Annotated in this window: 9 protein-coding genes; 2 read left to right on the top strand and 7 right to left on the bottom strand. The window is 66.3% G+C overall.

All coding sequences use genetic code 11. The features are described 5' to 3' along the window. Window positions 1–48: 48 nt before the first annotated feature. The 7 genes from eccCa to OG716_RS06125 all read right to left on the bottom strand — a co-directional run bounded on the left by eccCa (window position 49) and on the right by OG716_RS06125 (window position 12962). Window positions 49–4053, bottom strand: coding sequence for a type VII secretion protein EccCa (eccCa, locus tag OG716_RS06155; RefSeq protein ID WP_405136726.1), 4005 nt, complete (start codon window positions 4051–4053; stop codon window positions 49–51). Then, window positions 4050–5609: a type VII secretion protein EccB gene (gene eccB, locus OG716_RS06150; protein ID WP_405136725.1), complete on the bottom strand. Its 1560-nt coding sequence runs from the start codon at window positions 5607–5609 to the stop codon at window positions 4050–4052. Before eccB ends, eccCa begins: the two co-directional genes overlap by 4 nt. 114 nt (window positions 5610–5723) lie before the next feature. Beyond that, complete coding sequence (eccA, locus tag OG716_RS06145) at window positions 5724–7481, bottom strand: type VII secretion AAA-ATPase EccA (protein ID WP_405136724.1); 1758 nt, start codon at window positions 7479–7481, stop codon at window positions 5724–5726. A 408-nt stretch (window positions 7482–7889) separates the two neighbouring features. Next, a complete protein-coding gene (locus OG716_RS06140) occupies window positions 7890–8939 on the bottom strand; it encodes a phage tail tip lysozyme (RefSeq protein WP_405136723.1) in 1050 nt (349 codons plus the stop codon). A gap of 120 nt (window positions 8940–9059) precedes the next feature. Then, on the bottom strand, window positions 9060–9965 hold the full coding sequence (locus OG716_RS06135; protein WP_405136722.1) for a hypothetical protein: 906 nt from the start codon (window positions 9963–9965) through the stop codon (window positions 9060–9062). 171 nt (window positions 9966–10136) lie between these two features. Next, window positions 10137–12056, bottom strand: coding sequence for a hypothetical protein (locus OG716_RS06130; RefSeq protein ID WP_405136721.1), 1920 nt, complete (start codon window positions 12054–12056; stop codon window positions 10137–10139). Between the two features lie 15 nt (window positions 12057–12071). After that, on the bottom strand, window positions 12072–12962 hold the full coding sequence (locus tag OG716_RS06125) for a C40 family peptidase (RefSeq protein ID WP_405136720.1): 891 nt from the start codon (window positions 12960–12962) through the stop codon (window positions 12072–12074). A gap of 222 nt (window positions 12963–13184) precedes the next feature. Between OG716_RS06125 and OG716_RS06120 the strand changes: the two genes are divergently transcribed. Together OG716_RS06120 and OG716_RS06115 are read left to right on the top strand one after the other, a co-directional pair. Beyond that, a complete protein-coding gene (locus OG716_RS06120) occupies window positions 13185–14012 on the top strand; it encodes a hypothetical protein (protein ID WP_405136719.1) in 828 nt (275 codons plus the stop codon). Window positions 14013–14235: 223 nt separating this feature from the next. Then, window positions 14236–15150, top strand: a complete 915-nt coding sequence (locus tag OG716_RS06115; RefSeq protein ID WP_405136718.1) for a hypothetical protein — start codon at window positions 14236–14238, stop codon at window positions 15148–15150. Window positions 15151–15269: the final 119 nt, after the last annotated feature.

The following is a 15269-nucleotide window of genomic DNA, read 5'->3' as shown; positions in this document are numbered from 1 at the left end:
CTCCTCATCAACTATCCCGACTCGAGAGGGAGTCGTGTACCGATAACGCTATGGCATTCCCACGGCTGGGAATGCGGCCTGCACCAGGTCACGGCGGGAATGCAAGGGCTCCACGAAGATTCCCCGGCCCGACGGCTGCTTGGTGGCCTTCACATCGCCGACCAGAATGCCGTCGAGTTTCGAACCGTCCATCACAAATCCCGAGGAGTTGAGATTCTTGATTTGCCCGAGCACGCTGTCGAACATTGCCGTATCCGCCTGCGCGATACTGCGTGCGGCGATAACGTGCAAGCCGGTATCGCGGCCGTCCATGATGATGTCCTTGAGCGGATCGAGGGGATTGAGTTGGCCGCGCTGCGCAACCATGTGATAGTCGTCGACGACCACGAAGATCTCCGGGCCGCTCCACCAGGAACGTTCCTTGAGCTGCTGCGAGGTCACGCCGTCGGGTGCGCGTCTGCCTCGCATCTTCGCCGCGAAGCCCGGCAGCCCCTCGAGTAGATCCCGTTCGCTGGTGAGGTATCCGACCAGCTGTTCCTCGGGCAGGGCGTCCAAATGCTGACGGCGATAGTCGATCAGCAGCACCTTCGCCTGGTCGGGTGTGAAGCGCCGCCGGATCGACTCCAAGAGCGCGGCCAGCACCGTCGACTTCCCACAGCCTGAGGATCCGAGCACCACCAGGTGGGTGGATACGCCGAAATCGACTGCGGCAGGGGCAAGATCGGATTCGCGGATACCGAACGGAACCACGAGCCGCTCGGCCGCGGTCATCGGCTCCGGCCGTCCCGCCATGATCTGGTCCAGCGTGATCGTCGTGGGCAGCAACTTCACCTCGGGCGCTCGCCGTCCCGGATAGGTTCTGCTGATCTCGTCGATCGCGGCATTCATTCCGGCGCCACTGGATTCGGGATCCCCGACGCCGTCGATACGCGGCAGCGCGGTCAGCATGTGCAGCGCCTCGGTGGAGATAGCGCGGCCCGGACGATTGGCGGGAATGGCCGCGACCACGGAGCGGTGTGCGGTGAACACGGTGTCGGTGAGGTCGCCGAGGCGCATCTCCAGCCTGGTTTGCAGTAGATCCTTGACAGCGGGGCGAATGGCGGCCCATCGCGAACTGCTGATCACCAGGTGTATGCCGTAGTTGAGGCCCTGCAGCGCAAGCGATTCCACCACGGGCAGATATTCGTCGAAATACGGGCCACTGACCGCGAATCCGATATCCCAGCCGTCGATGACCAGGAAGACATCGCCGTGCAGATCGCCACGAGCGGTGAGCTCGGCCGACTCCCGCGGAGACGTTCGCCGCCGCCGGAATTCGCGCATGGAGTCGATACCGAGTTCGGCGAACAGACTCTGCCGGGCGTTGATGAGATTGGTGATGAGCGCGAACGTGCGGCGAATCCGGTCGACGTCCCGGGCCGAGGCGATCGAGCCGACGTGCGGAAGACCGCGCAGGCCCGAGAGGCCGCCGGAGAAGTCGAGACAGTAGAACTGCACCTGCTCCGGCGAATTGGTCAGCGCGGCCGACGTCATCAGCGTTTGCAGTGCGGTCGATTTGCCCGACTGTGGACCGCCGACGACCGCGACGTGTCCCCCCGAGGCAGACAGATCCACCGACCAGGTCTCCTGCCGCTGTTGACGGGGTTTATCGATGATCCCCCACGGCAGCCGCAGGCTGCCGTCCGGCACCGGCTGCACGAGCCGATCCAGGGTCGGCGGCACACTCAGCGGCGGCAACCACATCTTGTGTGCGGGGCGGCCGTGACCGGCGAGTTGCACCAGTGCGGTCTCCATCACCGTCACCGGCTCCGCCTCGGGCGCATCCGGTGCGACGGCGGCGGGCTCCGGCTCGGTGATCTGAACCTCCTCGACAATGGGGGCGGCCGAAAACCGTTGCGGTGGACGGTAACCGCCGCTCACCCGGCGTGTCCGCTGTGGTCCGCCGTTGATGGCCTGCAGCGGTGCGAGGTAGGGCGCACTGACATACGCGGCCTGGAAGCGCTGCAGATCGCCCGAGCCCACGCGCAGATATCCGGCGCCGGGCTTCTTCGGCAGGTGGTAGGCGTCGGCGGTGCCGATGGCGTCGCGAGAGTCGCTGGTCTGGTTGGTGCGCAGGGCGATTCGATACGACAGGTGCGCCTCCAGCTCACCCATCCGACTGGCCGGGACCTTCTGCGAGGCCAGCAGCAGGTGGATGCGCAGTGAGCGGCCGAGCCTGCCGATAGCGACGAAGAGTTTGGAGAAGCTCGGATGCTGTTCCAGGAGTTCAGCGAACTCGTCGAGAATGATCAGCAGGGTGGGCAGCGGTTCGAGCTGAGCGCCCTGTTCCCGCGCCCGCTCATAATCGGCGACGCTGGCGAAATTGCCCGCGTCACGCAGAATGCGCTGCCGCCGAGCCATTTCGCCATTGATCACGTCTTCCATACGGGTGACGAGATCGGCCTCCTCCTCCATATTGGTGACGACCGCCGTCACATGGGACAGCCGGTCGAAACCGAGAAACGTCGCGCCGCCCTTGAAGTCGACCAGCAGCAGGTTCAGCTGATCCGGCGAATGCGTCACGATCGCCGAAAGCACAAGGGTGCGAAGGAATTCCGACTTGCCCGAACCGGTAGCGCCGATGCACATACCGTGCGGGCCCATGCCCTCCTCGGCGGATTCCTTGATATCCAGGTACACCACACCGCCGGCCGGATCGTAGCCGAACGGAATGTTCAACCGGGTCCGGTCACTGTCGCGGCCCCGGATCCAGTGCCGCTCGACCCGAATATCGCCCGGGTCGGCAACACCGACCATGTCCTCCCAGGTGGTGCCGCCGCTGGCCTGCTCGGCGGCGACCGCCTCCACCACCGTCGAAAGGCGGTAGGGCGAAATCGCCCGCGCCAGCGCGGTGACACCGGCCAGGGACATGCTGTCGGCGCTGCCGACGCGACGCTTGCCGCGCACACTGACCTCGTACAGGGCCATGTCTTCATCCACCGTGAACCGCAGCGCGCGCGGCAGCGGCTGCTCGGTGACACCGAGCCGCACCCAGGTGCACCCGTCGATACCGGAGATATCGCGTTCGTTCACCCCGCCGCCGGTGTCCACGATCAGCAGAAAATGCTTACGTTCCAGTGACGGTTGGCTGTTGGCCGAGAACGGCCCCCGGTTGAGACCGGCCAGTACCTTGGCCCGCAGTTCGCCGACACCGCGATACACCATCCGGCTCGATCCGATGGCGTCGGTCTCGCTCGGATGCTGGGTGTGCGGCAGCCATTTCAGCCACGCCCACTCCGGGGCGTCCGGATCCGACAGCACCGCGGCGATACCGACCTGATCGGGACCATGCAGCACAACGGCTTCCGCGATCATCGAACGCACCAGACCGGCCACACCCTCGGTATCACCGTCGAAGCCCACCTCCGGTGCGGACAGCAGATTGATCGCGACCGGCATACCGCCGACCGTGGAGTACGCCTTGGCGAAGCGGGTCAGTTCGACCACGCCGACCGGGTCCAGATCCGAAATGGGCGCCGCCTCCGGCACGATCACCCGCACCTGATTGGCGATGCGGCCCCGGCCCACCCGCAAACGCAGAAACTGCTGGCCGGCGACCTGCACCTCCCACATGCGGTTCCCGCCGATGAGCCGCGCGAGGGCAGCGGGCCCGGGATGGGCGTAACGCAGATAGGTGTACAGCTCGATCTCGGAGGCGTGCACGGTCTTTCGATTGTCGGTGAGGCTGCGCAGATAGTCCTTGCGTTCCTCATTGAGCGCCCCGCCCGAGGCGCCGCCGCCGAACGCACCGCCCAGGGAGCCGAACACCGAGACCAGCATCATGATCGGGAAGAACATGCTCATCGGGGAGACAGCGCCGCCGCCGCGGAACATCATGACCATCATTCCGGCCATGCCGCTCATCATGACGACCGGCATGATGAGCTTGACGCGGGACGCTGGAACAGGTTTCGGCAATTCGGTCGGCGGTTGCAGCCGCAGCTCGGTGACGGCGGGAGCCTTGGGGCCGCGCACCATTCGGGCCGGGCGCACGAAGCGGCGAGTGGTCGTCACGGTTGTCCCACATTCAGTCCGGCGGCGGCTTTATCGGTGGCGATGCCGTCGTGCTGGATACGCGCATCCTGCTGCGACAGATCCGGTCCGACCGCGAACAAGGACACGATGCTCCACGGAGCGAGCACCGGGTCGCGCAATCCCAGTGCCGTCAGCGTCGGATCGTCGCTCGCGGATTTCGCGTCGATCTTCCGTTCGATGCCGTAGCGGACGCCGCTGTCGGAGATCCAGAACAGCGATTCCCGCAGCGGCGACGCCGGATCCGCGCCGGTGACCCGGACATAGCGGCCGGTGTCGCGGCCCAGATAGGCGGCGTCGGCGGTCCTTCCGCGCGGGCCGGACCCGGTCACCAGCGGAACCGCCAGATTCTGGTCCTCGACCGCGAGCGGCAGTTGACGGCCGACCAGCAACCGGGTGGCGGCATTGGGATCGGCGCTCCCCCGCGACCAGTGGTAGCAGGTGGTACCGAACCGTTCCGGATCCAGAATGTGGACCGCGGCGGCCGGATAGCTGGCGGTGCCGGGCCATCCGCCGGGGCGCAGATTGGTGGCGATCACATCCGGGTCCACCGTCGTCGTGGCGACCGATCCGTGCGAATCGGCATTGCGGATCATGGCCGCGAGCACCGAATTGATCTGTACTACACCCGATTGCGAGACGAGGTAGTACGCCGCGCCGCGGTCTACGGTGGCGACCGTGAGCACCGAGCCCACCGTCACCGTCTGACCGGAGGACAGCGTCGTCGTCTGCCCTGCGCCCGGAACATCCGGGACCCGCAGCGGGGGCGCCTCCATGATCGAGTCCACCAGACCGGCAGAGGCCGGCAGTACCGGTGCGGTCGCATCGATTCCGAGTGCCATGGTGACAGCGGACTCACCGAGATTGATGGATGCGCGGACGACGCCGTGCTCGTGATCGGGATAGACCAGCCAGGTGGTGGACCCCTCCCGCAGCAACCTGGCCTCGCCGTCCGCCAGCGGCCGGATCGCGGCGTTGTCGACGAGGGCGCTGCCGATCACGGTGACGCGGGTGGGCGATATCCGAGTGGTCGGGAGCCCGGTGTCCTGATCGACCGGCGCGGCCGCACCGACCTTCGTGGTGTCACAGACCGCCCAGGAGGAGTCCTTGGCACTGGGCTGCACGATACTGCCCGGGGCGCCGGGGATTCCGACCACCGGTCCGCGCGGATACTTGGCCAGTTCGTCCTGGGAGACCTGCACCGGATTCTCGGCCGCACCGACGATGAGCCGCGCCGAGGTCAGGTTCAATGCCGGGAACAAGCGGCCCCCGAGATGCACGAACAGCGCCCCCGAGCCCTGCTCGGCGATGATGTGCGCATCCCCGATCTGCTTGGCGGGCTTGAAGAATGACAGCACCGCCGCTCCCGCCACCAGCAGGCACGCCAGCACTACGCCGAGGGACAGCGCCGTCGACCGGCCGCGCTGCGGATCGTCGAGCATCGAGGCGTCCCGGCGCACCAGGGCATGCTCGATGCGGCGGAACAGGAACCGCCAGCCGGAGATCTGGTGCTTGGTCACCACCCGGAACCGCGGCACAGACCATCGCTCCTTCCACAACCCTGGGCTGCGCCGACCACGGTCGGTGCCACCTCGAAATCTCTTCCCGCACTGCGGAAGTCAACCGGAGCACTTCGGAGAAGTGCGCCGGGTTCAGCCTGCGGAGGGCGCCAGCCCCTCCAGCGCCGCGCTGATATCGGCGTCGGAGATCGTCATGAGCTCTTCGTCGGTCATCGACACCACGTCCGCGTTCTCGCGGGTGAAGCGGTAGTCGCGTTCGGATTCGGCGGCCTCCACCACATTGCGCACGAAGCGCCCGTTGCCGGCCAGATCGATCAGCCGCCTGCCATTGCGCTTCTCGCCGGACAGCTGGGTGCAGCGCGCTCGCAGCACCTGCCGCGCCGGTTCGGCCAGAATCGAATCCTTGTGGCGGGCAATATGATCAGCGATCTCCACCAGTTCGCCTGCATCGTAGCTGGCGAATCGGATACGCTTGGTGAAGCGGGAGGCGAGACCGTCGTTGGAGGCGAGGAAGCGGTCGATCTGATCCTCGTATCCGGCGATGATGACCACCAGCTTGTCGCGGTCGTTCTCCATCCGCGCCAGCAGGGTGTCGACCGCCTCCTTGCCGAAGGCGTCGCCGCCGGAGAGTCCCTCCTGGATGAGGGTGTACGCCTCGTCGATGAACAGCACACCACCCAGCGCGGAGTCGATGAGCGCGTTGGTCTTCGGTGCGGTGTGGCCGAGGTGGGTGCCGACCATATCGTTGCGCGAGACCTCCACCACGTCGGCATTCTCCACCACACCCAGACCGGCGAAGATCTTGGCGATCACGCGGGCGATGGTGGTCTTTCCGGTGCCGGGCGGCCCGGAGAAGATCAGGTGGTGCGAACGGGAATCCACGGCGAGGCCGCGCCGGACGCGTACCTGATCCATGAGCACACCGGATTTCAACCGGTCCACCTGCTCCTTGACCGAATCCATGCCGATCTGCGCCTGCAAGAGCTGTGAGGCCTCCGCCAGCAGCGACTCCCGCTCCGAGCGGGCGGCCGTTGCCGCCACTTCGGCCGGATTGTCACCGGAGCTGGGATCCCACCGGTCGGTGCGCGAGGCGATGACCTCGGGGGTGGTGACCTCGAACCGGTAGTTCTTGTCCGCGACCGCGCGCTGCCACTCCGGGCGCTGCGGCCACAGCGCCGAACCCTGAAGGCCCTTGAGGACGCGATCGGCGGCTTCGCCATCGCCATTGTGCCGCAGCACCATTCCGAGCAGGAAGTGCGCATCGGCCCAGATATAGGAGAGATTGCCCGAGGAGCTGTCCTCCACGATCCGCTGCGCCCGCGGCAGGGCTTCACCGATTCGGCCCAGCTGCGCGAGCGACTGCGCCGCCATCAACTCCGCCGCGATATCGAGCAGGGCGTCATCGAGAGACGGTGCGGCGCTACGGGCTTCGAGTACATCGACCCAGCGCTGGGTGCGGAAGTACAGGGACATGCGGACGAAGCCGGCCACATCGTCGCGCGGGACCTGGTCCAGAATCGCGTGCGCCTCTTCCCATTCGCCGCCTTCGGCGTATCGGCAGGTCTGTGCGATGGCGATCTGGTCACGGTCGGCCATGGCGACGCGCAGTCCGTACATTCCGATCTCGACCTGGCACCACAGCGAGCGGTCACCGAGTCCGGCGCGCTGCTGATCGCGATACAGATTGTGCACCGACCGGTAGGCGCCGTAGATGACCTCGGAATCGACTTCCCCGGCCATGGCCCGGCCCAGCCAGGCATCGCACATATCCGGATCGAGGTCGGTCGCCGCCCGGAAGGCCGCGCGTGCGTGCTGGTCATTGCGCACGCCACCGGCAACCAATCCGAGGTTCTGAACCCCCGTGTAGAACGCGTCCTCGGCCGCTGACAACTCGGACTTCCTTCCGCCTGGATCACCTGTAGGAACAGTAGATTCGCGCGGCTCAGCGCCACTTCCCACAGTTGGGAAGGTCTGAGAACGTCCCCCGGAAGGTCCCCCACCGCCTCTGATCGCATGTTTATACACTCAGATAGCGGCACGTTATTGATCGTACCGACAAACAGTGATATATTTTTGACGGGCAGGCTCGCGACCCCTCATCCTCGAGCCTTCCCCAGGGTGCGACGGCATATCCCCGTGATCCGGTTCGCCGGCGCCCCACGAAAATCCGGCTGCCGAAGGACCACCCTTTCCCGGCAGCCGACGCGGCCGGTGGACTGGACGCCCCACCGGCCGCACATCGAACCCCGCGAATGCGCGAACCCTGCCTATCGACGCAACGGCCGCCGGCCAATTCTCTTACACGGACAGCGCGGACATCGCCTGGGCGATACTGGTCGCATCGGCGATGCGCTGGCCGCGCGAGGTACCGGCACTCTGTTCGTAGTACTTATCGAAGGCGGCTGCCACCGCAGCGGTGGTCTGCGCGGACTGCATCCGCGCAAAGGCGTCCGCGTGGCTGCCGTGCAATTCCTGCACCATGAAATCAACCTGAGTATGCCAGTCCATGAGCTTATTGCCCGCGAAGGCCTCCAGCTCCGTCCGCCTTCCACCCTCCCACTGGCATAAGCCGATCGCACCCTCCCTCGCGTTCAGCGAGCCGGTATTCAAACTCGATTCGACCTGCATATTGCCGATGATTCCCGCCGCCTGAGCGGGCGTGAAATGATGGGTGCCGACCAGGTATCGATAAAGATCCTGTGGCGATACCTGCTCACCACCGGTAGCCGACTTGGTGGTCGGACCGTAGTTGAATCCACTGGGCCCGACCGCACCGGGAGAGCCGCCGTTACCGGTGGCGGGCGAGACGGAACTGGCCGGTGCGGCGTAACTGGCGGGCATCGCGGGGCTACCGTTCGCACCTGATCCGCCGCCCAGGTCACCGGCTTGATCAGCCAGGGCACTGGAGGCGGCGGCCACCGTCTTCCTTGCTTTCTCGACGGCTTTGCCGATCGCGCTGATCGCACCCAACTGCTGCTGAATCGGCGGCTCGGCCGGCACACCGATCAGAATCGCCGTGATCGTATCGACGAGACCTGAAACCTCGGATTTCACGGTATTCGCCACCTCCGCCGATTGCCCGGCGAAGTAAGCGATTTTGGTATCCAGCGTATCCAGATCTGCGCCGTATGCGTCGGCTTTGGTCTTGGTGACGCCGTACTGAGTCTGCAGCTCACTGCTTTTCAGGTTGTCCGGCGCCATACGATCCAGCGCTGTGACCGTGATCGTCGTCGCCGTCCCGTCACCGAGCCCCTTCGTCAGCCCGTTCAGCACCGCCTGCACATGATCCACATAGGGATCCAGCACCGGTGCGTCCGCCGGATGCGGCAAGGAGATCGGATCGGTCATGATTCACCTCGCAACTCGCGTCCCATTGTTCCGTGTGATGAGCACTCTCCGGCGTGATCGAGTATGGCCCGTGCGCTCGGCACGAAGTGCCGCAACGACTTCCCCGCGGTGGGAAGCACGTCAGGGTAGGTCCACCGGAGGACCCGCGCCTGCGGCAGGCTCGTCGATGTCCGGTTCGTAGGTTCCGAATTCTTCGGAGCCGACGATGTAGCGGTCAGGGCCCATTTGCCCCCGCACGAGCTTCGCCACGATCCAACAATCCGCTTTCCCGAATTGCTCTCCATTCGGATCCCATGGTGGGGCGATGACAATATCTCCACCGGTAGGGTTCCGAATAGCTCGAACTTTTGCCTCCCCAGTGGACCGATAGGCGCCGGGCGTCCCCGTAGGTTCGTACTCTGCGGCAAAGGCGGCAAGGCCCTCCTCTACCGGCCTGCTGGCATTGAAGACCCACTGCTCACCTTTGGCCCCCGTGAGGATCATCTGGCCGGGGCGGGCCACGACAGGCTTGCCGACTTCTACATGGCCGTCCGCGAGGACGGTCCGAACCCGTTCGCCTCCCTGTGCCTGCCGTGCACGAACCACGGTCGAGCCCTTCTTCCGGTAGACATCGCCATCGCCCAGCAGAGCGGTGTAGCGCGGGTCCTGCAGGTCCAGCCGAACCGGTGCGGCCGACTCGGACGCACCGGTGGCGGCATGCGGAATCGGCGGCAGCTCGGCGGTAGTCGCATCTGCCGCCCGAGCTACGTCCGGCTTGCCGAGATCCACTGCAACCGGAGGGTCGGCCGTCGCGGCGTGGACCGGAGCGGGCGCGACATGGACCGGAGCGGGCGCGGGCGCGGGATCATCCGGGAGGTGCAGTCCCGCAGCAGCATTCGCGTCCTGCTCCACCGCCGACCGGACGACATCCTTGCCAACGGTTTCCGACATGCTCCCCGCGACCCCGGAGGGGCGTTCCACCCCGCCCTTCAGAACTCGGGCGAGCCGCGCGCCGACAGCTTTCGCCAAATCGGCGAGACTGCTCATGCGGTCTGGCGCGCGGATGCGCGCGGATGGTGCTGATTCCGGGCGGGCACCAACGATATTCCGCATTCAGTAGCCCATGGCGATGTCGCTGTGAACCGCATGGGACGACGGTAGCGAACGCCTGCGTACAGACCCCCGCCATTCCTGGGAACGTATGGGAGAGAATATAATTCATTGGTCGTCATCGCCGGCGGCAGGGTGGGGACGAATATCCGGTGGGACCTCGACCGGCGTGACGGCGGAGACACCTGGCCGGTCCGGATCGACGGCTCGTTCGTCGGTCGAGCGCGGGCCGGGCCGCGCGGCCTTCGGCGCGAAGACGGCCGGCGGAGCGGCAGGCCGGTCTACGGGGGCCGACCATGGTGAGGAGGTCTGGCGGCGTTCTCGGCCCTCCCCTGCGGCAGGGGCGACAGCCGGACGATCCGAAGGACGGGTGCGCTTCTTCCACGGGGTGGCCGCACGGACCGGGGTGCGACCGCGCGCCGCAGACTGCGCCGCCGGCGGCTGCGCACCCGTACGCTGTGTGGACACCGCCGGATTTCCCTGCGGCGCAGGGGATGCCGACCCCGGCGAGGGCACAGCGTCATCACCGGCGATCGGTCCGCCAGGGCCGGGACCGGATGCGGAACCGCCGAGGTCGGGTCGTGCGCCGAATCCGATATCCGGCACCGCCGTCGCGGGCGAATCACCACGGGTGGTATCGCCCGTACCATCCAGACCTGGACTATCGTTGTGCCCGACATCATCTCGAATATCGTGGATCGGGGCACCGCCGGCTGCGGCAGTCGGCGGGCCGCTCGCAACCGCGCGATCCGGAGGCGACGCAGGGGATTCCGGCTCGGACGCAACGGGACTCGCGGCGTGCACCGGGGTGTGCGGCCCGCCTCGCCCCGGCTCCGCGCCGGTGCCCGCACTTGCGCCGATGGTCGAACCCACACCTCCGCCCGCACTGGCAGCGCGCGGCGGCGCTACGCCCGCGGCGGGCCGAGTCGCCGCAGCATCAGGGTGCGATGCCACCGGGGGGCCGCCGGCCTTCGCGTCTGCACCGGCATGCGCGACGGAGTTAGCCGTCGAAGGTGCTGCCGCGCTCCCGGATTTCACCGACTCATGCTGCAGCACTGCACTATTGGAGGACGAACTGTTCTGTATCCAGCTCGGGTTCGTACCCGCGCCAACCGGAGGCGCGGCGATCTGACGCGCCTGCGGAGCGGCCGCCGGGCCGCCGGAACCACGATCGCCGGGAGCCATGGCGCCGGGGCTGATCGCGAGCTGGGTTGAGCCGGGAGGGACTGCGGGCCCGATCGGATCCGGAGTGACCCCGGGCCGGGTCGAATCGGTGATCTCCGCCGGGGGTCCGCCGTCCGAGGTGAGGAAGCTCAGGTTCGCCACATTGTCGGCGAAAACCGTTGCGTGGTCGATCATATCGTCGGCGTACTTGTCGAGCATGCCGGCGTAGCGCAGGACCTCGTCGGGTTCGATATGCAGCGGCATGACCGCGGAACTGCTGGGTGTCACACCCAGGACGTAGGCGGCGGCACCGTGCAGGGCCCCGCTCACCATCCGCTCGACGACGTGCTCGAGCGGTTCGATCGCCTTCATGATGACCTCGGACAGGATGTACGAGATCACCATCTGTTCCATGGCCTGCACGACCTTGCGCGCCGCCGCCGCGATCGTCTGCGCAACCACCGCCGACATTCCCGAGGTCACCACGGTCGCCGCCATGGCCGTCACGTAGGAGGCGGCCATGAGCGTCAGTTCCGTGAGCACCGCGATCTTCACCCCGGTGATCACCTGCGCCGCGATATCGAGCGCGGCGGCGACAACTTTGCACGCCTCATCCAGATCGGTCAGGTGACCGGCGCTCATCCGGCTCCAAGCCGCGACCAGCTGTTCGTACGAGTATCCGGAGTAGACCGAGTTCATATCGTTGATCGCACCGGTCGCCGACGCGTGCGTACCCTGCACATTCGACGCGAAACTCCGGACGTGCTGGGCCAATTCGCGCACATGGTCTTCATTGATATCCGGGTACGGGACGCCCACGAAATTGAGGAACATCGCGACGTCGTGCGGTATCTCGATGGCCATGCGCGGCTCTCCGGTTCAGAGCACCCGGACGACGACAGCATCGGCCGGCATCCGTGACCACTGCACGGTGGCTCCGCTGTGCGGCGCCTCGATGACCATGCCATTGCCGGCGGCGAGTTGGACATGTTCGGGCCCACGGGAACTGAACGAACTCGCCGGGAAGACGAGATCGCCCGCCCGCACCTCGCTCGCCGGCACGCGCTCCCCGCTGTAGATCTGCTCATAGGTGCTGCGCGGCAGATGCACCTGACCGCCGCTGGCCTGCGCGACCGCGTACTGCGTCAAACCCGAGCAGTCGAATCCGCCGCCGCTCGGACCGCCGGAACCGCCGCCGCCCCAGACGTACGGCGTGCCGAGATAGGCGCCGGCCGCCCGCACGGCGTTGCTTCCCGCGGTGCCATCTGTGGGTACGAAGTTTCGGCGCCGGGTGCGCCGGGTGCGCCGGGTGCGTATCGGCGCGGCGGAACGGCGGGTGGTGAGCCGGGGCTCCGCGACGGGCATGATGCGGGCCGCCTGCTGCCGAACCGCCGCGACATCGGTACCGATCTGCGTGGTCGCCTTGGCGATAGTGTTCTGGTAGGCGTCCAGTAGCGCCGGTCCACTGAACCGGGTGTCACCGATGGTCGCGATCGCTCGCACCCGGGACTCGAAATCGGCGATCTGGCCGGTGAGCCGAAGCCGCCCGGCCGCGCTCGTATCCCCTGACGCGGCAACAGTTTTGACAACCACGCCGTCCCTGTTCTCGTGCGATGCGGCGACCGCCGCCTGCATACCGCGAGAATCACGGTAAGCGTTCACCGCGGCTCCGGCATGGGCAATGGCATCATCGACCGATGCCCCCAACTGCGCCACCTGCGCGGCACCGGGCTGTCCGGCCCCGTACAGACCCAATAGCGACTTCAGCACGCCGTGCAGATTATCCGTCAATACCGGCGACATAGGCTCCACCGCTCTCCCACTCCCCCACCGCTTCGCAGCCTCGGAGCGCCCGCCATTCCGCCCGCTGAATCTCCCGGGCATTCCCAAAAATTGGGCTTGAACGACTATGCAGCAGACATCCAACAGCGCACCTCCCAGCACTGGGGACACTCGAGAATGTAGGCGGTACGGGCAGCCATTGGAAAGCATTTGACAAGCAAGATCGCGAAATTGTTCCAGGGCGTGGTTCAATCCCTCAGAACCAGCGTGGACGGCGTCGTCGTGTCGGCCGCCGACGAACTGTATCGGGGTGAGGCCGGCAGCCGGGGCCTGATCGGCAGCGTGGAAGAGCACCGAGCCGCCGACAGCGCGGAAATGATCTCGGCCACCGACACCGCTGCGCCTTCTCGGCTGCATCGGAATCGCTCGGGCAATCCCCGGAGTGCGCACGTCCCTACTACTGTCCGTGAACTGGATCTTCCCCAGAGCGGCGAATCGACAACCGGACTGGACACCCCCACGGTTCGTCTCCGTGGCACCTCGGCAGCGCCTGATACGCCAACGCTGAGAATCAGCAAGACATACGACACAACAGAAATGAAGAACGCGGGCACGGAATATCTTTCCAGGGGATGGCAACCGGGCGTTCGATACTACGGCCCCATCGAACGGCAGCAGTTTGCCCTGACAGTTCGTGAAGGTCGTCTGTACGACGCGCGGGGGGTGCCGTTCGATACAGCAACCGCGGTGAGCCACTGGGGTGGTGAAGGCAGGGCGATTTTCGTTATGGACCGCCGCGGACGAATCTATGCCTCGAACGAGCATGGAGCGACATTGAAACACTCCAGCTTCCTCGCGGGCGATCCCGTCGCCGCTGCAGGCGAGTTGACTGTCGCCGAGGGAAGAATCACTCTGATCAGTGACAACAGCGGGCACTACAGACCGCCACGCAGATACACATTCCAGCTCATTGACCGTTTGAAGCGCCAGGGGATCGACGTGGACGATATCGCCGTCGAAATGCGTGCGCGCCGATGACTTCCGTGCAACTGATGGCGCACAGGTACCGGCGTAGCCCGTGCTGAGCTTTCCCAGCGACGGGAACAACGGACAATGGGACCGACATAGGGAGGCGGTGCGGCGGATGACGACAGATGTGGCGGCTGGCCGGTCGGCGGTGCTCCAATCACAGCGCGCACCGTCCGGCAAAGGCAGCGGCCACTACTGGACCGTCCAATTACATTGCCCGCCAGGAGCTTCGGTGGCGGCAAAGCATTTCATCGACCTGGCGCAGACCGCTGTGCAGACCGCGGTCGATCTCCTGGGGCGGGGCACGACCCGACCGCCACCGGCTGTCGACGATCTCATGACCACTGTCGTCTTCGGATATCTCGGCGAAGGAACGACCACCACCGATTATCAGCAGGCGCTGACCGCGGTCGAATCGCGGCAGCGCGCGCTGCTGGCCCTTGATGGCCGGGTGCTGCGGGTCTCCGATGTCATGCAGTCGGGCAAAGATTCGACGCTCACGTCGATTCAGCATGTCGTCACCCACCTGAATGTGCAGCTGCATGCTCTCGGCACCGGAAAATTGACCTCCGCGAAGGAGACCGTCCTGATGCAGGAGGTGGCCGCAGCGGTGGAGCAGGTGTACGCCAAGGTCACGACGGTGGCCGCGGACAATGCGCGGATGGCCGGCGGTTCGTCTGGAAGCTCCGGCGGTTCCGCTGGTTCCGACCCCGCCGGCAGCTCGAATCCCACGGGCGGCACCCCTGCCGGCGGCACCACCGCCACCGACGCCGGCAACACCGCGCCTGCCACAGGCGGCACCGCTGGCGCGGGAATCGCGAGTGGGGGCAGCTCCGGTTCCAGCGGTGGAGGTTCCGGCGGGCTCGGATCGATACTTGAAATGCTTCCGATGATGGCGATCCCCCTGATCTCGGCGATCCTGCCGGAACTGCTGAAGTCGAACGACAAGAACGACAAGCACGATAAGCAAGACCAGGGTCAGGGACAGGGAGACCAGCAGGGAACGAATCCCAGTGCGGCCGATACTGTTACCGGGCAGCAGACGACCGCGCCGCAGAAGCAGCAGGGCGCACCGCAACAGGGCGCACCGATCCCGGCCGGGAATCCAGCGGGCGATCCGCAAGGCGCCCAGGCCGCAGCGACCTGAGAACCGGGGTTGACCGGCGAAAGCTCCAGCACCACAAGTCGACTCAGTATCTTCTGATACCCAGGCAGCCGACCGGCATGACGTGCGCAAGGGCCTCGCACCCCCTCGATCGCTGGTCG

This window comes from Nocardia sp. NBC_01388, from assembly GCF_045040085.1.
Classification (GTDB): domain Bacteria; phylum Actinomycetota; class Actinomycetes; order Mycobacteriales; family Mycobacteriaceae; genus Nocardia.
Note: the sequence above shows the minus strand (reverse complement) of the source record. Positions and strands in the feature narration are given on the sequence as shown.